The organism is Candidatus Krumholzibacteriia bacterium (assembly GCA_035268685.1).
Taxonomy (GTDB): Bacteria; Krumholzibacteriota; Krumholzibacteriia; order JAJRXK01; family JAJRXK01; genus JAJRXK01.
In genome coordinates this window covers 1-21496 of sequence record DATFKK010000006.1, presented here as the reverse complement: position 1 = coordinate 21496, position 21496 = coordinate 1, and the positions used below count along the sequence as shown (strand labels likewise).

Below are 21496 nucleotides of genomic sequence, written 5' to 3'. Positions count from 1 at the left end.
GCTCAGGCCTCCGTGGCCGAGGCGTCCTTGCCCGCGCGTCGACACGACACGTCCACGGCCTCGTCGACGGTGTCGAAGGCCTCGAGCAGCTGGCGCAGGAACAGGTCGTAGGGAAGCGCGACGCGGCCCGAGATCCGGGCGGTGACCACCTGCCCCCCGGCGCGGACGAAGCGAGCGTAGTAACGCGCGACGTAGCCGATCGCCTGGCTGCCGAGGAACGAAACGCCCCCGAAGTCGAGCACGAGCCAGTGGCGTCGGTCGTCGATCAACTCGTCGACGGCGCCTTCGAAGGTCTCGGCATCCGGACCGCCGGTCATGGCTCCGGAGAGGTGCAGCACGGTGACCGCATCACGGTCGTCACGTCGGATCCTCATGGGGGGACCTCCCGATCCGGCAGGACAAGAGAACCCTCCACCCATTCTGGACTGGGACTATAGCCCGCGCCGGAGCGTGTGAGGACACGAGCGTGCGAAACGGTGCAGATTCACCATCGGCCCGTCGACGGCCGGTCGTGGCTCAGATCCGGCTGTCCTCGAGCTCCTCGGCCATGGGCTCGACCGAACGTTTGCGCGCGAAGCCGCCGTCGTTCGCCTGCACGACCAGGAACACGACGAGCGCGGTCGAGATCCCGAAGATGTTCGCGTCCAGGCCGGCCGGCAGTGCGATTCCGAGGGCGCCGAGCGTGATCGTGACGCCTCCCCCGCCGAGCATCGCGGCCAGTGCAGCCCGCGACGAAGGCCGCGCGAGCGCGAGCAGCGCGATGGTCGGCACCAGGAGTCCCGACACCATGAAGCCGTAGGAGTAGAGCATCAGGTCGAGCACGCTGGTCATCGACGAGGCCAGTACCAGGGCGATCACCCCCAGCCCCAGGGTGAAGCCTTGCGAACGCAACAGATGGCCCCGCTTCGTGGTCCCGCGCTTCGCCGGCAGGATATCGGTGGTCACGTTTCCCGAGGCGGCCATGAGACAGCTGTCGGCGGTCGACAGGATCGCGCTGAAATAGGCCGCCATCATCAGACCCATCATGCCCGTGGGGAGCAGCTGCGAGAGCAACAGCGGCAAACCCATCTCGGGATCCATCTCCGTGGCCGGGCCGAAGCCGACCGCGGCGAAGTAACCCTGCTGCCACGCCACCCGGCCCAACAATCCCAGCGCCACTCCGAGGAAGGCCATGGTCGGCCACTCGAGCACACCGGCCAGGTACCATGCGCGCCGGGCCGATCGCTCGTCTCGGCAGGCGTAGATCCTCTGGTAAAGGGTCATCCCCACGAACCAGATCGGCAGGATCGCGAACATCCAGTTCAGGATCTGCACGACTCCGACATTGCTCAGGCTGAGCATCTCGTCGGGCACCGTCGCACGGATCGCGGTGTAGCCGCCGAGCTCGTGGTAGGCGATGGGCAGGCCGACGAAGATCAGTCCGACCAGCAACAGGATCCATTGGACCGTGTCGGTGTAGATCACGGCCTTCATCCCGCCCATCGAGGTGTAGACCACCGCGAGCGCACCCATGACGAACAGTGCGGACTGCAGGTCCAGTCCTTCGATCGTTGCCGACGCCAGCTTGGCCCCGGCCAGGACCTGCGACGACGTGAAGCCCACGTAGCCGATGGCCGAGATGATCGCCGCCACGAGCGCCACGCGCGCCGAGTAGACCGAACCAAAGACCTGTGGATAGGTCAGGAGACCGAAGCGGCGCCCCATGCGGAACACGGTCGGGATCAACAGCGCCGCCGCCATCCACGCCCCGAGGAAGCCCGTGAACAGCATCCACGAGCCGCTCAGTCCCATGGCGAAGCCGAGCCCGCCGAGACCGATCGAGAAGCCGCCGCCGACATCGGTGGCGACGACCGAAAGGCCGACGTGCGTGCTCCCCATGCCCCGGCCTCCGACGTAGTAGTCGTCGTTGTCGGCGTTGCGGCGCAGGAACCAGAACCCCACGCCGAGCATGGCGCACATGTACAGAACGAGGATGACGGCGTCGACGGAGGTCATGCGTCGGTCAGCTCTTCTTCGCCTCGGGATCGTAGCGCATCTCGGCGTACTTGCTCGTGAAACCGAGACGCTCGTACAGACGCTTGGCCGGATTCTCGTACTCCACGTGCAGCTTCACCGGACCCTCGCACTGATCGAGTGCGTACCGCACGACGTCCCCACCGATCCCCTTGCCACGCATCGAGGGATCGACGCTCACGAACAGCAGGATGTGCGCGGGCACGTAGCCCTTCATGCCCGTGTTCAGCATGGCCAGCGCTGCGGCCAGCTCACCGTCGACTTCGGCGAGCACCAGGAAGCCACCCTTGCCCGGCTCGTCGGAGAACAGGTAGTCCAGGGCGCCCCGCACGTCCTCGGGCGAGTCGTTCCACGGCTCCATGGTCTCGTGGAAGAACGTCTCCAGGGTGCCCCGGTCGGCCCAGGTGGGGAGATCGGCTTCGCGGTCGACACGGATGATCTTGGATTCCACGGCGGTTCAACTCCTCATGGGATTCGATGGGATCGGCGGACGAATGCCCCGGGGGGCCACGATCGGTGGGCGCGCGCCGGCGTCCGCAACGGTGTCCGGGGCACGCGTTCGGGTGTCGCGCGGGGGTCAGCCGATCTCGCCGTTGGACTCGCGGGCCACGACGGGCGGGAGTTCGACTTCCTCCTCGTCGCTGATCTGGTCGGTGAAGCGCTCGACGTTCGGGGTGACGATCTTGTCGATGTACTTGTCGAGCATCAGGCGGACGAGAGCTCCGTACGACGGCCGGAACTTGATGGTGCCACCCACCTGCACCTCGTCGGCGTCGGTGCCCACGTTGACCACGGTCAGGTCACTGCTCGCGCCCACGATCCGGTAGTCGGGGTGGAGGGGCGTGAGACCCGCGATCTCGGTGTCGACCTGCCCGATGGTACAGATCGCGCGGTAGGCGCGCTCGCCGGGGTCAGGACCCTCCTGCTCGAGCGCCTCGAAAGGCGTCATGTCGTTCGTCTCGCCCATGGGAACCATGCTCTTCTCCTTCACCTCGACGACTTCGACGTCGAGGGTGAAGGCGTCGTCGCGCAGGCCCAGGAGGTTGTCGCCGTTGATGAGATCGGTCCCGAGGAAGGCCGACTCGCCGATGCGGAAGTGGTTCACCGCCTTCGGCAGGATGCCGTCACGGAGCAGCGGCAGCGCGATGCTCGTCCCCGCCGAGATGAAGGGGATCTTGCGGTCGAACTTCAGCTCGAGCCATTCGCGGTACAGTCCGAGCTGCGCGAAGAGGTCGACGTTCGGCATCGTGCCCGACAGGCATCCCAGGTTGCTGCCGATCCCGATCACCTCGATGTTCGGTAATTCGAACACCTTGGTGTAGAAATCGGCGAGGGTTCCCGGCAGGACGCCCTCGCGGAGATCGCCGAGCTCGATCATGATGACGACGCCATGGTGTCGGTCCTGGCGCACGGCCTCGTCGCTGAGGGCCTTGATCGTCTCGATCTCCGAGTTCAGGCTCACGTCGGTGAGCCGGACGATGTCGGCGATCTTCGGCATGTGCGGAAGGCGGAGATACCACGACTCGATCGGATGCTCGAGGTTCGCGATCTCCTCGAGATTGCCGAGCCTCGAGTCGGCCATGGAACGAATTCCGATGGCCTGCAGGGCCTCGAGCGTGGCCTTGTGCCCGCACAGGGACTTGGTGACGAGGGTCCACGATGCATCGTGCGCCGAGACCCACTCGTCGATGGTCTGGATGTTGTGCCGCAGGGCTTCGAGATCGATGGTCAGACTGTTCATGATTCGGACATGTTGAGGTGAAGGGAAGTCGCTCGCAAGTTCACCCTACACTCTGGCACGCGTGACTGCTATCTGATACCTCGTGGGAACCGGTCCGGACACCGGCGGGAACGGCGGTCCAGCCGGTCTCGAACGGGCCAGACCTCGATCCAGGACCCCGGAGGACACGATGGGTGAAGACGTGAGAGACCTGCGCCGGCGCCTGCACCGGGCCGCCGAACGTTCCGGCGAAGAGAAGCGCACGGCGGAGATCCTCCGCTCCGAACTGGAGCCCCTGGGTCCCGACGAGCTCGTGGACGGACTCGGCGGTCACGGAATCGCAGCCGTCTTCGGGGGCGCGCAGGACGGGCCGACCGTTCTGGTGCGTGGGGACATGGACGCCCTCCCGTTGCCGGACGACCCCTCCTTGGAGCACGCCTCCGAGACGCCCGGCACCGCGCACCTGTGCGGTCACGACGGCCACATGACGATCGTCGTGGGTGTGGCCCGGCGGATCGCGGCGCGCCGGCCGGAACGCGGTCGCGTGGTCGTCCTGTTCCAGCCCGCCGAGGAGACCGGCGCCGGGGCGCACGCCGTGATCGAGGATCCCGCCTTCGCTCCCCTGCGGCCGGACTTCGCGATCGCTCAGCACAATCTGCCGGGTCAACCGCTCGGGGCCGTCGTGCTGCGACACGAGGTCTTCGCCAGCGCCTCGCGCGGGATGATCATCGACCTGCACGGTCGCAGCGCCCACGCGGCCGAGCCGCAGGAGGGCCGCACCCCGGTGCCGGCAGCCGCTGCCCTGTCCCACGCCCTCGCGGCCCTGCCCCAGAACGCCACGGCCCTGCACGAGACCGGGCAGGTGACGGTGGTCGGCGTCGAGGTCGGCGGCCCCGCATTCGGCACCAGCCCGGGGGACGGCCGCGTCATGGCCACCCTACGCGCCCACGAGCAGGGGGTGATCGATCGTCTGGCCGAACGCGCCACCGACGTGGCCCGCGGCATCGCCGCCACCTTCGGCCTGGAGGCGTCGATCTCCTGGGCCGAGGAGTTCCCCTCGAGCCCGTGCGACGCCGAACTGGTCGACGTGGTCGACCGCACGGCGCGGGCACGCGGAATGCAGGTGGTCTGGCGCGACCACCCCTACGCCTGGTCGGAGGACTTCGGTCACTTCACCTCGCGCTTCCGCGGGGTGCTCTTCGGGCTGGGCTCGGGCGTCGACCAGCCGGCCCTGCACGGCAACGGCTACGACTTCCCCGACGCGCTGCTCGAGCCGGGCAGCGATCTGCTGACCGACACGGTCCACGCGATCCTCGATCCCGGACGGAGCGAACGGGAAGGATGAAGCCCTCCAACTGGATCGAACTCCGCGAGAGCCGGGTGCGCTCGAACCTCCGGTTCCTGCGCCGCGTGATCGGACGCGGCCCGAAGTTCTGTTCGGTGGTCAAGGGAAACGCCTACGGGCACGGCATCGACGTCTACGTCCCCATGGCCGAGCGCTGCGGCGTACGTCACTTCGCCGTCTTCAGTGCTCGTGAAGCGTCGGAGGTGCTGGCGTCCAGCTCCACCGGCAGCTCGATCATGATCATGGGCCACCTGGCGACCGAGGACGTCACGTGGGCCATCGAAAACGACATCTCGTTCTTCGTCTTCGACCTCGGCCGGCTCGACACCGCCATCCGGGCGGCCAAGAAGATCCGCAGACCGGCCCGCGTGCACCTCGAGGTGGAAACGGGCCTGTACCGCACGGGCCTCACCGAACGTTCTCTGCAGGCGGCGATCCGGCGCGCGCGGACCCACCCCCAGCACGTGCGGATCGAGGGCATGTGTACGCACCTGAGCGGGGCGGAGTCATCGGCCAACTACTACCGGATCACCGAGCAGTTGCAGACCTTCCGGCGACGGATCGATCGCCTCGAGGACAACGACATGATCGACGTCGAGCGCCACGTGGCCTGCTCGGCGGCGGTCTTCAACTATCCCGATGCGATCTACGATCGTGTACGCGTCGGGATCGCCCAGTACGGCTACTGGCCCAGCGAGGAAACCCGCCTCTTCTATCTTCGCACCGGAATGGAACGCGCCAAGAGCGGGCGCTCCAAACTTGCGCGGGTCTTGAGCTGGAAGAGCCGGATCATGAGCCTGACCACGGTGCCCCCCGGCGCCTTCGTCGGCTACGGCCTCAGCCACCAGACCCTGCACAAGACGCGGATCGCGTCGGTGCCGGTGGGCTACTCGCACGGTCTGCCCCGCGGCCAGGGGAACATGGGCCGCGTGCTCGTTCACGGCCACCCGTGCCCGATCGTCGGAACGGTGAGCATGAACATGATGACGGTCGACGTGACCGACGTCCCCCAGGCCCGGATCGGCGACGAAGTCGTCCTGATCGGCGAACAGGACGACGGCGAGATCTCGGTCGGCGCCTTCGGGGAGCGGACCTATGTCTTGAACTACGAGGTGCTCGCCCGGCTGTCCTCGCACATCCCACGAATCGTGGTCCCCTGAGGGACGGTCACCGGGTTCATCCACCCGCGAACCGGGACGTCCCGGTTCCGGTACGCCACCAGGTGATGTCGTCGGAGGAGTCGCGGACACCGAGGAATCTGCTGTTCCCGGTGAACCGGCGGCACGAGCCGAAGTGCGCGTTCCGAGGACCAGGACGAGCGGGGCGAGCCGCTGGCCCGCCCCGCTGGGAAATGCACGATCTCGGAGGCGCACCCTCGCTACTCGTGGGCGTCTCCCGCCGACGAGGGGCCACCTCCACCGGCCACAGGAAACCCCCGCGCCCGCATGAGTGCGTCGATCGCAGCGTCGCGACCCCGGAAGGCCCGATAGGCGTCGGCCGGATCGATCGCGTTGCGCGGTGCGAAGAGGTGCTCCACCAGCTTCTCGGCCAGCTGACGGTCGTAGTATCCGCCCGGTGCGTTCTCGAAGGCCTCGGCAGCGTCGGCGGTGAGCACGTCGGCCCAGATGTAGCCGTAGTAGCCGGCCGCGTAGCCCTCGCCCGAGAACACGTGCCCGAACTGCGGCGATCGATGCCGCATGGGGATCTCCTCGGGAGCACCCAGTGCCGCCATCTGCTCACGCTCGAAGGCATCGGGGTCGATCCCCGCGGGGTCGACCGTGTGGTACCTCATGTCCATCAGCGCCGATGCGAGGTACTCCGTGGTGGCGAAGCCCTGGTTGAAGGTCGCGGCGCGTTCCAGCTTCTGCACGAGCCCGTCGGGAATCGGCTCGCCGGTCTCGTGGTGCACCAGATACTTCTCGAGCACGGGCTCGGTGAAGATCCAACGCTCGAGCAGCTGTGACTGGAATTCGGTGTAGTCACGCACACCGCCGTTGAGACCGGGGTAGTCGACCTCGGAGGTGAGATAGTGCAGACCGTGGCCGAACTCGTGGAAGAGCGTCTCGGCATCGCTCCACGAGATCAGCACCGGCTCGCCCGGTGCCCCTTCGATGAAGTTCGAGTTGTTGGCGGCCAACACGGTCGAGAGGCCGTCGAGCGTGTGGTGGCTGCGGTAGGTCGTGGCCCACGCACCGGAACGCTTGCCCGGCCGCGCGTAGGCGTCGAGGTACCACAGACCGACATGGTCACCGGTGTCGCGGTCGGTCACCTCGTAGACGACCACGTCCTCGTGGAACACGGGTACGGTGCCCTCGGGAACGGGCGTGAATGCGAAGCCGAAGATCTCACCGGCCACGTAGTGCATGGCGTCGACCAGCCGGTCGAGCTGCAGGTACTGCTTCACCTCGTCACTGTCGAGGTCGTACTTCGCCCGGCGGACCTTCTCCATGTAGTAGCGGTAGTCCCAGGGCTCGATCGTGATGTCGGCGCCCTCGGCGTCGGCCAGGGCCTGCATGTCGGCGACTTCTTCCTCGACGCGCGCCAGGGCGGCGGGCCAGACGGCCTCCATGAGTGCCAGGGCACCCTCGGGACTCTTGGCCATGCGATTCTCGAGCCGCCACTGCGCGAAGTTCTCGTAACCGAGCAACTGCACGCGCTCGTGCCGCAGCTGCAGGATCTCGGAGATGATCGCGTTGTTGTCGTGGTCGTCCCCATTGTCACCGCGCGAGTAGTAGGTCCGCCACACCGTCTCGCGTAGGTCGCGCTCGTCGCTGAAGGTCAGGAAGGGCTCCATCGAAGAACGTGTGTTCAGGATCGCGTACTCCCCCGCGTGCCCCCGGTCGGCCGCGGCCTGGGCGGCCGCCTTCACGAAGGCGTCGCTCAGACCACCGAGCTGCGTGTCATCGAGGTAGAGCACGTAGCCCTCTTCGTCGGCCAACACATTGTTCGAGAAGCGGGTGTAGAGCTCGGCCAGACGACGCTGGATCTCGGCGTAACGCTCCTTCTTCGCGCCCTCGAGCTCGGCGCCGTTGCGGGCGAAGCGGTCGTAGACCAGCTGCACGAGCCGCTGCTCGTCGGGCCGCAACCGCTTCATCTCGTCGCTCTCGTACACGGCTTTCACCCGCGCGAACAACGGGACGTTCTGCGTGATCTTCGAGGAGTACTCGCTGATCTTCGGGGCGAGCTCGCGCTGGATCTCGCGGAACTCCGGCGACGACAGATTCGCACTCCAGATCCCGTAGTAGGTGAAGACCCGATCGAGGGTCTCGCCCGACGCCTCCATGGCCACGATGGTGTTCTCGAAGGTGGGCATCGACTTCTTCATGGCGATGGCGTCGAGCTCGCGCAGGTGCTCGGTCATGGCCTGCTCCATGGCCGGCTGCAGATCCTCGAGCTGCATCCGATCGAAGGCGGGAACGCCACCGTAGGGGCCGGTCCATTCCTCGAGCAGCGGGGAGGCGCCGGCGACGACGGGTGCCGCGAGGGCGAGCAGCGTGAGGGCCAGCGCGATCGGTCCGGCCGGCTTCACGGGGGTACGGATCATCGGAGATCTCCTGGAACGGGGCGCCGGGGTGTCTGGGCGGACCGCCCAAGGTACGCGCCGCAGGCCGGCGGGATCAAGTCGCGCGCGGACCGCTGGTTGACCCCGGCGGGCGCCTGGGCGACCCTCGGCTGCATGCGAACGGTGCTCGTGACCCTTCTTCTCCTGCTCTCGACCGGCGTGGCGGCCCAGCCCCCGGCCGACGAGCCCCTGCGCGTGCTGCTGCGCGTGGCCCCGCCCTTCGTGATCGACGAGGGCGACGGCGAATTCTCCGGGATCAGCGTGGACCTCTGGCGCGGCATCGCCGAGGACCGCCAGGTGCCCTACGAATTCGAGGTCGTCGGCCTCGACACCATGCTCGACGTGGTCGCCGCCGGCGACGCCGACGTGGGGGTCGGTGCGACCACCGTGACCGCGGTGCGCGAGCAGCGGCTCGACTTCATGCACCCCTTCCTCAGCTCCGGGCTGGCCATCGCGGCGCCGTCCGCCGGTTCGCCCTGGACGACCGTCCTCACCCGCGTCGTCTCGTGGGACTTCCTGCGCGCCGTGAGCGCGCTCGCGGTGCTGCTGCTCGCCGTCGGCGTGGTCGTGTGGCTGTTCGAGCGGCGCCGTAATCCCGACGAGTTCCAGTCCGAGACGGCTCGCGGACTGTGGTCTTCGTTCTGGTTCGCGGCCGTGACCATGACCACCGTGGGCTACGGCGACAAGGCGCCGGTGTCGATCGGTGGCCGTGTGGTCGCCCTGGTGTGGATGTTCGCGAGCATCATCGTGATCTCCTTCTTCACTGCCTCCATCGCCACCGCCCTGACCGTGCAGAGCCTGGCCCAGGGGATCGAAGGTCCCTCCGACCTGCCGGGACTGCGGGTGGGCGCCGTCCGCGCCACCACCGGCGCGGCCTATCTGAGCAGCGAACTCGAGATCGAGCCGCGGGAGTTCGAGACCACGCGAAAGGCGGTGCGTGCCCTCGCCCGCGACGAGGTCGACGCTCTGGTCCACGACGCGCCGATCCTGCGCTGGGAGCTGCGTGAGCACGGCGGCGACGACCTCGAGGTCCTGCCCGAGAGGATCGAGCGTCAGGACTACGCCTTCGTCCTGCCCCCGGGCTCGCCGCGGCGCGAGGACCTCAACCGGGCCCTGCTCGACCAGATCGAGTCGCCGCGCTTCGTGCGGATGCTCGAGTTCTACCTCGGCCGCTGACTCCTCCGCGGCGCTTCTGATCCACCTGCACCAATTCGGATCCGGGTCACAGAGTCGTAGCGGCATTCTCCGTTCGTCTTGATAGTGTGCATATGCACGAATCAAGGCGGGCAGGGATCCGCCGAAGGCATTCCGCCACGGAGAGGCGATCACCATGAAACTCTGCATTCCCAGTCGCGACGACCGCGGTCTCGAGAGCGAGACCGTCGGACACTTCGGGCGCGCTCCCTTCTTCACGATCGTCGACACCGACACCGGTGGGATCGACACCCGCGCCAACCCCAGCTGCCACACCCACCCCGGGGTGTGCCAGCACGTGGACACCCTGCGCGCGCTCGGCGTCGACGCCGTGGCCGGCGTGGGCGTCGGTCGCCGGGCCTGGCAGGGCCTGCACGACGCCGGCATCGAGGTCTACGCGAGCCCCGCTCCGCACGTGGCCGACGTGGTCGAGGCCGTGAAGGCCGGTACCGTGGAGGCGATGGACGAGAGCGCGGCCTGCGGCGGGCACGGTCACGGCCATGGGCATGGCCACGCGCACGGTCTCGGGCATGGTCACGGCCACCGAGAAGACGATCACCACGGCGAGGGTCACGGTCCGGGACGCGGCCGTTGCCGACCCCACGATGGAGGCGGCGGTCGCGGTGGCGGCCACCGGCGTGACCGGCAGCGCGTCCGGGGCGACTAGACCACGCCCAGCAGGCGGGGGCGCACCTCACTTCCGGCGCAGTCGTTCGGGCCTCCGGAAGGCGCCCCCGCCACCGAGACGGCCGCGGGGGTATCCGGAGTCTAGTTCGTCCCCAGCGCCACGGGTACGAACTCGTCGTCCGCCCGGGCCACCTTCCCCATCACCTCGCGCACCGGCCCGTCGAACATCCGGCTCATCAGACCGATGTTGAGCTTCGACAGATGCACGCTGCCGTCGTCGAGTTCGTACACCGCCCAGGTGCACGGCATCATCCCCACGAAGCCCGGCACCGACGACAGCAAACGGCTGGCGAAACCCGCGTTGCACACGAAGTAGATCCGCAGCTTCCGGAAGCCATCGGGAACGAGGTCCTTGTCGGCGAAGGTCCGGTACATGTCCCAGCTGTCGATCGGGAAGCCCCAACCCTTCGCGTCCTCGACCACCTCCTCGACGGTCGCACAGGTATCCTCGAAGCTGCGTGCACTGCGCTGGGCCACCACCATCTTCGTGCGCATGAGCCAGAGGACGAAGACACCGGTGAGGACGCTGCCGACGACGAGGCCGACGAGCAGAGCGACGATCGGATCCATGATCACTCCCCACTCCCGACGGGAGCCGTGGTTGCGAGTTCCTTCTCCGACTGCAGACGGAACAGGAGCTTCTCGGACGCGAAGGTCCAGTACGGGTGACTGGTCTTCGGGGTGAGTTCGGGGTGCGAGCAGTAGCTCGCGCCCACGACGTCGAACAGGCGCGCGCCGCGCTCGATCATCTGGCCGAGGGCCTCGAGGTGACCCGCCGGGTTGAAGCGCCCGAGCAGCTCGCCGCCGAGCACGCGCAGGTCGTCGGCGCGGTAGGTCATCTTGATGTCGACCGGGTGCGGGTGGGGCATGTTGTCGTAGGTGTGCGTGGCCTGGGCCCGCACCGTGTGGACCTCGATGCCCGCGTCGTGCGCGTCGCGTTCGGTCAGACCGGCACTGCCGTAGGCCAGGCCGCCGAGAACGGTGGCGGCGACGTTGACGATGCCCGGAAAGGGCCGGTCGTCGAGACCGCTCAGCTGCAGGGCGAGCGTGCGCGCCATGCGGCCGGCGTTCGAGCCGAGCTTGCCATTGATCCGGCGGCCGGTGATCGCACAACGGGTGCCGACACAGTCACCGATGGCGTAGACGTCCGGCTGACTGGTACGGAAGTGGTCGTCGACCACCAGACCGTCGGTGTCGGTCTCGAGACCCAGCCTCGACGCGAAATCGACGATCGGCCGCACTCCCACCGACGGGATCACGGCATCGGCGTGGATCTTCGAACCGTCGGCCAGTTCCACGCCGGTCACGTGTCCGGCATCGCCCAGGATGCGGCTCGCCGCCACGCCGGTGCGCAGATCGATTCCCCGTGCGCGCAGATGCTCCTCGATGGCCGCGGCCATGGCGAGGTCGATGCGATCGCCCATCACGCGGTCGAGCATCTCGACCAGGCTCACTCGCTTGCCCATGTTGGCCAGCGAGACGGCGAACTCCAGACCGATGTAGCCGCCACCGAGCACGACCACGTCGTCGACGCCGCTCAGTGCCTGCATCGCGCGCTCGACGTCGACCGTGCGGCGCACCTTCAGCACACCGTCGAGGTCGAACCCGGGGATCGGTGGGGTGATCTGGTCGGTCCCGGTGGCGAAGACGAGCTGGCGGTAGCGGAGCACGCGGCCCGAGGCGAGTTCGACCTCGTGGGCGACCGGGTCGCCGCCGACCACCGGATCGACCAGGATCTCGGTGTCGAACTGCTCGACCAGCTTCTCGGGAATGAGGCCCTTCTGCCAGGGGATCTCGCCCTCGACGATGTAGGGAGTGCCGCAGTGGTTCACGATCCGGTTCTCGTCGCGGATCACCACCGTGCGCACGTCGGGGAGCAACTGGTGCAGGAACTTGTTGAGGATACGGGTGGAGGGTCCCCCACCCACGAGGACGACGTCGTAGGAATCGGTCACGACGGACTCCCGGTTGCCGTTGGAGGGCGGAGCCGGCCCCCGGGAATCCGACGCGCCGCCCTGGCCCGGGTGGGTCAGCCGCGCCGGCTCCGGGTGCCTGCCTCCGTGGAGTCGAGAACGGCCTCGTCGACGTCTCCGTCGTGCACGACCACGGCCCGGCCGGCGAGCAGGGCGCCCACGAGTTTCTGCCGTCCTCTCTGCAGATAACGTTGCACGGTCCCCCTCGAGATCCCCATCCGCTCCCCGGCCTCGGATTGCTGCAGGCCCTCGACGTCGCACCAGCGCATGGCCTCGAGTTCGGCCAGCTCGAGCTCCACCGTCTCCAGTGCGCTCATCGGCACGCTGCGGGGCTTGAAGACGCGGTCGCCGTCGAAACGTCGGCACCGGCATCGTTTACGCGGTCGCGGCACGGCGGCCTCCTCGGGGGTCGATTTCGTGCATGTGCACACTATAGCGCGCCGGCACCGGCGCGCCACCACCAATGCGACGCCGGGACCCGATCCGGGCCCCGGCGTGCGACTCCGATACGAATCGTGGCCGAGGCTCAGGACTCGGCCCGCAGGTCGTCCTCGGTCTTGAAGACGTTGTTCGCCACGTACTCGGGCAGTGACCAGACGAGCGCCTCGTCTTCGACCCGGAAGTACAGCAGCGAGTCGTCGTCCCCGAGCGTCTCGCCGAAGTACAGGGTGTGCGAGGTGCCGTCGGCCAGGGTGACCACGACGCTGCGGGCGTCGTCGCCCAGCCCGAGGTCCTCCTCCAGGGCATCGCCCACGACGTCGCGGGCGCGGACGTTGGTGATGGCGTTGAGCACGCCGTCGGCCCGCGTCTTCGAGGCCACGAAGTCCGACGGCGCCTTCACACGCCATTCGTAGGCGTTGGGATCCTGCACCTCGGGTCCGGCGGCATTCATGGTGTCGGCCGGTGCCGCCTCGGTCTCGACGAACTCCTTCGTCATGACCACGGTCTGCTCGTCGCCCCGGATCTCGATCGTGCGCACCTCGTCCCGCTCGACTTCGAAGGCCACGAGGTCGATCCAGCTGCTGGCCTTCGGTGCGGGACGCTCGTCGCCCCACACACCGAAGTCGCTGAGGAAGTTGTGGTCGGCCAGCAGCACGCGGTTGCTGCCCGGCCGGCGCACGAAGCATCCCTGGCCGCTGCGCTCGCCGATCAACAGCTCGAGCATCGGGTCGCCGCCCTCGCCGAGGATCCGCACGTGGTAGGCGCTGGAGTCGTCGAGGGCGTAGGCGTCGAGCACGCCGGCGTCGTCGCTGCGCGGCTCACCGCTCACGGTCTCCAGGTTGCCCAGCAGGGTGCGGATCTTGTTGAGATTGGCCGGCGCGTCGTAGTGGCTGCTCACGAACCACTCGTCGTCGCGCTGCACCACGGTGAAGCCCTGCTCGGGATCGCCGCCGAGCGACACCTCGAGCGTGTAGACGTCATCGGTCGAGAGCTCGGTCTCGACCAGCTCCTCGAAGCCCCCGGTCTCGTCGAGTTCGGGGCGCCGGTCCTGCGTCAGCAGATACGCGCCCACCAGCACGACCAACACCACACCCAGCACGATCAGGTTGCGATTGTTGCCCATGGCGAACCCCCTAGGCCGCGCGCTGGGCCGCCAGGAAGGCGGCCTCCTCGCGCCGACGGCGGACGGAACGGAAGATCCCGTAGGCCGCGACCACGAGCGGCACCAGGCCGACCGCGAAGAAGCGCCAGCCCAGCTTGGCCTGGTCGCTCAGCGGCTGGATCGTGCGCTGGGTCATGGTACGGGCGCGGATCTGGATGATGTCGTCGCCGAGCGTCAGAGCATCGACGGCGTTGAGCAGCAGCATGCTGTTGCCCGGGACCATCTGAAGGAACGAGTCCTCGAACATCTTGGCGTCGCCGAGAACGACCACGCTCGACCCCACCGGCACGAACTCCTCCACCGGCTCCGGACCCGTGTCCGTGGTGTCGGACGCGGCCCCACCCGGCCACTCGGGCTTGTTGCCGGTCGGGTAGACGTTCGGGATCTCCCCACGCATGAGCACGGCCAATGGCTCGCGCGAAAGGTCCGAGTCGGGGTCACTGATCAACGAGGACTGTGTGAGCGGACCGGCGCTCCAGTCGACCTCCCACGTGTCGCTCGAGGTCGTGAAGAGGGTGATCGGCTCGATGCCGGCTTCGGCCAGGCGCTCGTGATCGATCTCCAGACGGCTGCCCCACAGGTAGAGCAGGTCACCCACGCCGTTGGTGATCGAGGTGTCGGCCACGAACTGGTCCTGGGTCACCTTGATGTGCATCGGTGCCTGCACCGGCTCGCTCACCTGCATGCGGAATCCGCCGACGTTGCGCGTGCTCGGAATGCCCAGGACCTCCATGTTGGAGTCCATGAGCACGCCGTCGCTCACGGTCACGCCCCAGCCGTCGAGCAGCGGATCGGTGCCCGGGTTCACCGGCTGCGGCGTGAAGGTGAAGCCTCCCTGCCGCGAGGGCGCGTACTGGAACTCGTAGTTCTGCACGGCCACGATCACGTTGCCGCCCATCTGGGCGAAGCGGTTGATCTCGTAGAGTTGCCGCTCGTTCAGGTTACGCGGAGCCAGCAGGACGAGCGTGCTCGCCTCCTCGGGTATCGGCGAGTCCTCGGTGATCTGCGTGCGACGCACGTCGTAGGCCTGACCACGGAGCAGCTCCATGACGTTGCCGTAGACCTCGGGCGGCTCCGGCGGCTGCTGCCCCATCTGTAGATACATCTGCATCATCTGGGGGTCGATCTGCTGCCGGCTGGCGTAGACCGCCACCACCGGATCCATGTCCCGTGTGAGCCGGCTGATCGCCGAACAGACGTCGTACTCGAAGGTCTCCAGCGACTGTGGCAGGATCTGCGGCAGGATCTCGGGATCCTTGTCCAGGTAACCGATCTCCATGGCCGAGTACACGAGCTTGATGCCCATTGCGTCACGCTCGACCGTCTGGACCTGGAAGGGCCGGATCCCCTTGTTGGCGATCTTCTCCTTCAGCTCCTCGCTCTCGGACGGGTCGACGACCGAGTACTCGACGTTTCCGTCGCTGATCACGGAGAACTCGCGGAGCTTGTCGACCAGATCCCGCTCGAGGGTCTGCAGCCCGGTCGGCATCTCGTCCTTGTCGGTCATGTAGAGCTTGACCTGCACCGGGACCTCGAGCTCGCTCAGCACGCGCTTCGCGGCCGGACTCACCGTGTAGATCTGGTCGTCGGTGAGGTCGAAGCGAGCGGTGTCGACCGTCCCCGCGAGGGCGTTGAGGAAGACGACGATCCCGACGACCACGACCGCCGTCACCGCGAACCGCAGGTTGAAGCTGGTCTTCTGGCTGGCCATCAGTACTTCCTCCCTTCGAGCGACAGCGTGTTCAACACCAGGAACAACGCCGTCATCGAGACGAAGTAGAGCACGTTGCGCACGTCGACGACGCCCCGCTGGATGTCGTCGAAGTGCCCGGAAATGCCGACGTAGTTCTCGAGGAAGGTGCCCAGCCCGCTGATCCAGCCGTCGGTGGTGGCCACCACGAGCGGCGTGCCGGCGAAGTAGAAGAACAGGCAGAACATGAGCGCCACGACGAAGGCGGCGATCTGGTCCTTGAACAGCCCACTCACGAAGATCCCCACCGCCAGGTAGAATGCGCCGAGCAACAGGCTACCGAGGTAACCACTGACCATGGCCCCCACGTCGGGGTTGCCGACCGCACTGATCATGACCGGGATCGTCAGTGTACCGGCGAGCGCGATCGCGTAGAAGGCGAGCGCGGCCAGGTACTTGCCCACGACGATCTCCTGCGCCTTCATCGGCAGCGTCATCAACAGTTCCATGGTGCCGATGCGTTTGTCTTCGGCCCACAGGCGCATGGTCACGGCGGGCAGGAAGAAGAGATTGAACAACGGCAGGTTCCCGAAGAAGCCGCGCATGTCCGCAGCGCCGGCCAGGAAGAACGAACTCATGTAGATCCCGCCCATGAGCAGCAGGAACACGATCATGAAGATGTAGGCAATGCTGCTGTCGAAGTAGGCGCGGAACTCGCGGCGGAAGATGATACCGACGTTACCCATGGCTCACCCCCGCACGCACCGCTTCGGCTGCAGGCCGTCCGTCGTGGCTCTTCGAACGCTGCACCAGTGAGATGAACACTTCCTCGAGCGTGACCTCCGAGGTCCCCAGTTCGAGCACCGTCCAGCCGTGCTCGCGGGCACGTTCGCCGACCATGCGCTGCGCGGCCACGATGTCGCCCTCGACGCGGAACTCCACGCTCACGTGGCCCTCGCGCTCGCCGAGCACGCTCACGTGCTCCACGCCGGCGATCTGCTGCAGCTCGTCTTCGACGGCATCGCGCGGGGCCACCAACGAGGCCCGGACGGGCAGCTCGCGGTGGGCGTCACGCTGCAGGTCGCGGATCCGACCCTTCGCGATCGCCCTGCCGTTGTTGATGATGATCACGTCGTCGGTGGTCGAGCTGATCTCGCTGAGGATGTGCGTCGAGAAGATGATCGTCTTCTCGCGCGCCAGTTCCTGGATCAGCCGTCGGATCTCGATGATCTGCAGCGGATCGAGACCACTGGTGGGCTCGTCGAGGATCAGGACCGGCGGGTCGTGGATCAGCGCCTGGGCGAGCCCCGTGCGCTGCCTGAAGCCCTTCGAGAGCTGGTTGATCTGCTTCTTCAACACGTGGCCGATGCCGGCGGCCTCGACCACGAAGTCGAAGCGCCGCCGCAGGTCCTCCCCGCGCAGCCCGCGGGCCTGACCGCAGAAGCGCAGGTAATCGTCGGCGCGCATGTCCATGTACAGCGGGTTGGTCTCCGGCAGATAGCCGATGCGGCGGCGCACGGCGATGGGGTCCTCGGTCACGTCGATGCCGTCGACGAGCACCTTCCCCGCCGTCGGGGCGAGGTAGGTCGTGATGATCTTCATCGCGGTGCTCTTGCCGGCGCCGTTCGGGCCGAGGAAGCCCAGGATCTGCTGGCGTCCAACCTCGAAGGACACCGCATCCAGCGCGCGCACCGGACCGTAGTCCTTCGAGAGATTTTCGACGCGGATCATCGTGGCAGAGGCCTCCTGCAACGGTGAAACAGCAACATTCACAACGGATTCAGCCGATTCGGATCCGCCGCGGACAGGGCGGCTCCGGCTGGGGGAACCTTCCCAGTATAGGAAACGGAGTTCCCGTGTCTAGCAGTCGAAGTCCGAGACTGCCAGACCCCGGACCTACGCGGAAGGGTCCGGGGAGTTCCCGGAGGTCCGGCCCGGCGTTCCACGGGGCCCGTCGTAAGGGCCCCGCAGATCGTCCGCGTCGAGCGCCCGCACCGACGCCCGGCCACAGTAGAAACAGCTGATCCGGAGCTGGTGGGCGATCCTCTCGATCGTGCGGGCCGGGGTATCCTCGCCCCGGTGCGCGGCCTGGAGCATGGGACGCGCGATCCCGGCCACGTCGGCCCCCAGGGCCAACGCCCGGGCCACGTCGACACCGTCACCGATACCTCCGCTGGCGATGAGCGGGATCGTGGGGAGCACCGAACGCACCGCCCCGATCGATTCCGCCGTCGACTCACCCCAGCTCGCAAAGGGAGCCAACGTTCCGTCGTCACCACCGCGCAGGGCCTCGATCTTCGACCAGCTGGTGCCCCCGGCCCCGCTCACCTCGAGCCCGGCCAGGGGCAGGCCGACCAGCTTGCGCGCGGTCCGTGGCGAGATCCCGTTGCCCACGGTCTTCAACAACACGGGAAAGGGCGCGTGCCGGCACAGCGAAGCGATGCGGTCGCGCAATCCCGAGAAGTCCCGGTCCCCCTCCTCCTGACACGCCTCCTGCAGCGAGTTCAGGTGCAGGAACAGACCATCGGCCTCGATCATCTCGACGGCCGCCAGACACTCGTCGAGTCCGTAGCCCCGGTTCAACTGCACCGCGCCGAGATTGCCGAACAGCAGCACGTCCGGCGCCGCATCGCGGATCCGGTAGGTCTGCGCGACGACGTCGTCCTCGAGGGCTGCCCGCTGACTGCCCACCCCCATGGCGATGCCGGCGTGCTGGGCGGCACGGGCGAGCGTGCGGTTGACCGACGTGGCCCGGTCGGTCCCCCCGGTCATCGACGAGATGATCAGCGGAGCCGACAGGGCGTGGCCCAGGAACTCGGTCGACAGGTCGATGGCGTCGAAATCGACTTCGGGCAGGGCGTCGTGGACCAGCGCGTAGCGGTCGAGACCGTTGCCGCGCCCGGACGCCGCACGGTCGCCGTCGAGACAGATCTCCAGATGATCGCGCTTGCGCGCGCCGATGACGCCCTCGTCCGCCACGGAACTCCTTTGCTCGTTCAGTCCGAAGCGCCCGACCGCGTCGGCCGCCGCAGCTGCGGCGGCAGGGCGAAGGTGACGTTCTCCTCGGTGACCACTGCGTCGCGCACCGTCGCACCGAGGTCGTGCAGACGTCCGGCGACTCCCTGCACGAGGTCCTCGGGCGCACTCGCACCCGCGGTCACGCCGATCCGGCTCTTCCCCTCGACCCACGACGGGTCCAGATCGTCGGGACCGTCGACCAGATACCCGTCGACACCGCGGTCGCGCGCCACTTCGACCAGACGCTTGCTGTTCGAACTGTTCGTGCTACCGATCACCAGCAGCAGATCGATGCCCTCGACGTCGACCAGGTGCTTCACCGCGTCCTGACGGTTCTGGGTCGCGTAGCAGATGTCGTCCTTCGCCGGCCCCTCGATCCACGGGAACCGCGCGCGGAGCGCGTCGATGATGCCCTTCGTCTCGTCGACGGACAAGGTGGTCTGGGTGACGTACGACAGCGGTGTCTCGCGATCGAACTCGAGCGCGGCCACGTCGTCGACGCTCTCGACGAGCACCACGTGGTCGGGTGCCTGCCCCATGGTGCCCTCGACCTCTTCGTGGCCGTCGTGACCGATCAACACCACGGTCGAGCCCTCCTGCTTCACGTTCCGGCGCACTTCGTTGTGCACCTTCGTCACGAGCGGACAGGTGGCGTCGATCACCTCGAGCCCGCGCGCCCGGGCGTCCTCGAACACCGCCGGCGAGACACCGTGGGCGCTGAACACGCACAGACCGTGGTCGGGCACCTGATCGAGCTCTTCGACGAAGACCACGCCGCGTTCACGGAATCGCTGCACGACGGCCTTGTTGTGCACGATCTCCTTGCGCACGTAGACCGGAGCGCCGAAGCGTTGCAGGCACAGGTCGACGATGTCGATGGCGCGGTCCACGCCGGCGCAGAATCCGCGGGGCTGGACGAGCAGGGCTTCGAGGCTCATGGCGACCGGGAGGGGGAAGCGGTTCCGGTCCATGGTACAGAGGAATCAGGCCTCTGACCACGGGCCGCGGGGGACTGCACGGGGATCGACGGTTCCGGCATCCAGGCCGCGATCCGGTCGTGCCCGGGCTCACAACTCCACATTGGCCAGGGCACCGTCTCACGGTCAAGGTGGAGAACGTACGGCGTTCCTCCGGTCCGGGACCTCGCGCACGCCCGGCGCCGTCGTGCTCCGCTCCGTCCATCGCGACGAGTGGGACAGGAACGTCGCGGCCCCGCCGCGGACGACCGGCTGTGGGGTCGTCCCCTGGCCCGAGGAGCGTCCGTGATGCGCGTTGCCATCCCCCTGATCGTCCTGGCCCTGCTCTCGACCCCCGCCGCCGCCCAGACCCCCGCGGCCGAGGGCGCGGTCCCCTACGACGCCTTCGAGACGCCCGACGTGTGCGCCGAGTGCCACGTGCGCTTCACGGTACAGCACGAACAGGCGCTCATGAGCCAGTGCTTCACCCACCACTGGGACGAGATCGAGTACTTCGCGCTGGCCTACCCACACAGCCAGGAGCTCGAGAAGGTGGCCGGCATCGAAGCCGGCTGCAACAACTGCCACGCGCCGCTGGCCTTTCTGGCCGGCGACATCCCACCCGAGCGTCCCTCGGCCGGAACACGGGCCAACGAGGGCACGAGCTGCGACCTCTGCCACTCGATCGTCGGTTTCGACGGCGACGAACCCTTCAACGGCAACTTCGTGGTGAAGCCGGGCGACGCGAAGCAGGGAACGCGCGGCGCGGGCGAGAGCTTCTACCACGACATCGAGGTCAACGAGTTCCTCGGCACCGCGGACTTCTGCGGTACCTGCCACAACGAGAAGGACCCCTACGGCGTGTGGGTCAAGGCCACTCACTTCGAGTGGCGCGACAGCCCGTGGGCCGAGCGCGGCGTGCTCTGCCAGGACTGCCACATGCCGCCGGCGAAGACCGAACTCGCCAGCGGTGGCGAGGTGTATCCCGACGCACGCCAGCACCTCTTCCACGGCGCACACACCGACAGCAAGCTGGCCGGCGCCGTCGACGTGCTACTCTACTGCGATACCGAGGAGATCGAGGCCGGCGACCGGATCGTGATCGACGCCATGGTCATGAACGCGAAGGCCGGACACATGATCCCCTCGGGCTCGGTCGAGGAACGCGTCGTGCACCTGCACGTGGAGGCCGTCGACAGCGAGGGTACCGTGCACCACCTCCCGGTCGACCGGAAGGGATTCGAGGGCGAGGACTGGACCATCGCCTCGAGCACGGAACTGGCCTACCAGGACATCGGCGACATCCAGGACCTGGAGGACTTCGAGGGGCTGCTGCGCGACGGCGACGTTCCCGAGGGCAACCGCATCTACCGCATGCCCTACCTCGATCCCGAGGGACGCATGACCATCGCCCAGTGGCACACGGCCAGCCTCGGCCCCGACTACCGCTTGCCTCCGCTCGAGGCCGTGCCCGAGAGCTTCACGTGGACCCTGCCGGACGACATCCCCGCGGGTCCGCTGACGATCCGCGCCGAGGTGTTCTACCAGCGCCTGGTGTCGAGCGTGGCGAAGTTCCTGGAGGTGCCGCCCGACTCGTACGAGCGCGAGGAGATGGGGCGGCAGACGCTCGAACTCGCAGTGCAGTAGCCCGGCGCTCGTCGACCGTCTACAGTGACATCTGCCCCGGCCGGACCACGGCCGGGGCGTGCCTCGCCACCCGTCGTCCACCACCATG

19 protein-coding genes are annotated in these 21496 nt (G+C 67.7%); 5 read left to right on the top strand and 14 right to left on the bottom strand.

Annotation, left to right across the window (positions count from 1 at the left end; all coding sequences use genetic code 11):
• Positions 1–2: 2 nt before the first annotated feature.
• From VKA86_00500 to VKA86_00485, 4 genes are all read right to left on the bottom strand, one after another.
• On the bottom strand, positions 3–374 hold the full coding sequence (locus VKA86_00500) for an STAS domain-containing protein (GenBank protein ID HKK69665.1): 372 nt from the start codon (positions 372–374) through the stop codon (positions 3–5).
• Positions 375–516: 142 nt separating this feature from the next.
• Positions 517–1995: a sodium:solute symporter family protein gene (locus VKA86_00495; GenBank protein HKK69664.1), complete on the bottom strand. Its 1479-nt coding sequence runs from the start codon at positions 1993–1995 to the stop codon at positions 517–519.
• Between the two features lie 7 nt (positions 1996–2002).
• Positions 2003–2464, bottom strand: a complete 462-nt coding sequence (locus tag VKA86_00490; protein HKK69663.1) for a GNAT family N-acetyltransferase — start codon at positions 2462–2464, stop codon at positions 2003–2005.
• A 126-nt stretch (positions 2465–2590) separates the two neighbouring features.
• Positions 2591–3754, bottom strand: coding sequence for an alanine racemase (locus VKA86_00485; GenBank protein HKK69662.1), 1164 nt, complete (start codon positions 3752–3754; stop codon positions 2591–2593).
• A 169-nt stretch (positions 3755–3923) separates the two neighbouring features.
• On the opposite strand from VKA86_00485, the gene VKA86_00480 reads away from it, so the two are divergent.
• Positions 3924–5078, top strand: a complete 1155-nt coding sequence (locus VKA86_00480; GenBank protein ID HKK69661.1) for an amidohydrolase — start codon at positions 3924–3926, stop codon at positions 5076–5078.
• Positions 5075–6238, top strand: coding sequence for an alanine racemase (gene alr, locus VKA86_00475; protein ID HKK69660.1), 1164 nt, complete (start codon positions 5075–5077; stop codon positions 6236–6238). Before VKA86_00480 ends, alr begins: the two co-directional genes overlap by 4 nt.
• A gap of 218 nt (positions 6239–6456) precedes the next feature.
• On the opposite strand, the gene VKA86_00470 is transcribed toward alr, so the two are convergent.
• Positions 6457–8622 carry a M3 family metallopeptidase gene (locus VKA86_00470; GenBank protein ID HKK69659.1) on the bottom strand — a complete coding sequence of 722 codons (2166 nt, stop codon included), beginning with the start codon at positions 8620–8622 and terminating at the stop codon, positions 6457–6459.
• 147 nt (positions 8623–8769) lie between these two features.
• Here VKA86_00470 and VKA86_00465 point away from each other — a divergent pair, with 147 nt between their 5' ends.
• The gene (locus VKA86_00465; protein HKK69658.1) at positions 8770–9816 is read left to right on the top strand and encodes a transporter substrate-binding domain-containing protein; all 1047 of its coding nucleotides are present in this window, start codon (positions 8770–8772) and stop codon (positions 9814–9816) included.
• A gap of 154 nt (positions 9817–9970) precedes the next feature.
• Positions 9971–10501: a NifB/NifX family molybdenum-iron cluster-binding protein gene (locus VKA86_00460; protein ID HKK69657.1), complete on the top strand. Its 531-nt coding sequence runs from the start codon at positions 9971–9973 to the stop codon at positions 10499–10501.
• Positions 10502–10602: 101 nt separating this feature from the next.
• On the opposite strand, the gene VKA86_00455 is transcribed toward VKA86_00460, so the two are convergent.
• From VKA86_00455 to ispH, 9 genes are all read right to left on the bottom strand, one after another.
• Positions 10603–11091 (bottom strand): DUF302 domain-containing protein, encoded by a 489-nt coding sequence (locus VKA86_00455; GenBank protein ID HKK69656.1) that lies wholly within the window; start codon positions 11089–11091, stop codon positions 10603–10605.
• A gap of 2 nt (positions 11092–11093) precedes the next feature.
• On the bottom strand, positions 11094–12476 hold the full coding sequence (locus VKA86_00450; protein HKK69655.1) for an FAD-dependent oxidoreductase: 1383 nt from the start codon (positions 12474–12476) through the stop codon (positions 11094–11096).
• 74 nt (positions 12477–12550) lie between these two features.
• Entirely contained in the window at positions 12551–12886 is a 336-nt protein-coding gene (locus tag VKA86_00445) for a DUF134 domain-containing protein (GenBank protein ID HKK69654.1), read from the bottom strand.
• Positions 12887–13020: 134 nt separating this feature from the next.
• The gene (locus tag VKA86_00440; GenBank protein HKK69653.1) at positions 13021–14058 is read right to left on the bottom strand and encodes a DUF4340 domain-containing protein; all 1038 of its coding nucleotides are present in this window, start codon (positions 14056–14058) and stop codon (positions 13021–13023) included.
• Between the two features lie 10 nt (positions 14059–14068).
• Entirely contained in the window at positions 14069–15808 is a 1740-nt protein-coding gene (locus tag VKA86_00435; protein ID HKK69652.1) for a GldG family protein, read from the bottom strand.
• Positions 15808–16533, bottom strand: a complete 726-nt coding sequence (locus VKA86_00430; protein ID HKK69651.1) for an ABC transporter permease subunit — start codon at positions 16531–16533, stop codon at positions 15808–15810. Before VKA86_00430 ends, VKA86_00435 begins: the two co-directional genes overlap by 1 nt.
• Complete coding sequence (locus VKA86_00425) at positions 16526–17518, bottom strand: ATP-binding cassette domain-containing protein (protein ID HKK69650.1); 993 nt, start codon at positions 17516–17518, stop codon at positions 16526–16528. The genes VKA86_00430 and VKA86_00425 overlap by 8 nt, the downstream gene beginning before the upstream one ends.
• 165 nt (positions 17519–17683) lie before the next feature.
• Entirely contained in the window at positions 17684–18766 is a 1083-nt protein-coding gene (fni, locus tag VKA86_00420; protein ID HKK69649.1) for a type 2 isopentenyl-diphosphate Delta-isomerase, read from the bottom strand.
• A 17-nt stretch (positions 18767–18783) separates the two neighbouring features.
• Positions 18784–19776 carry a 4-hydroxy-3-methylbut-2-enyl diphosphate reductase gene (gene ispH / locus VKA86_00415; GenBank protein ID HKK69648.1) on the bottom strand — a complete coding sequence of 331 codons (993 nt, stop codon included), beginning with the start codon at positions 19774–19776 and terminating at the stop codon, positions 18784–18786.
• Positions 19777–20070: 294 nt separating this feature from the next.
• On the opposite strand from ispH, the gene VKA86_00410 reads away from it, so the two are divergent.
• Positions 20071–21408, top strand: a complete 1338-nt coding sequence (locus VKA86_00410) for a hypothetical protein (protein ID HKK69647.1) — start codon at positions 20071–20073, stop codon at positions 21406–21408.
• Positions 21409–21496: the final 88 nt, after the last annotated feature.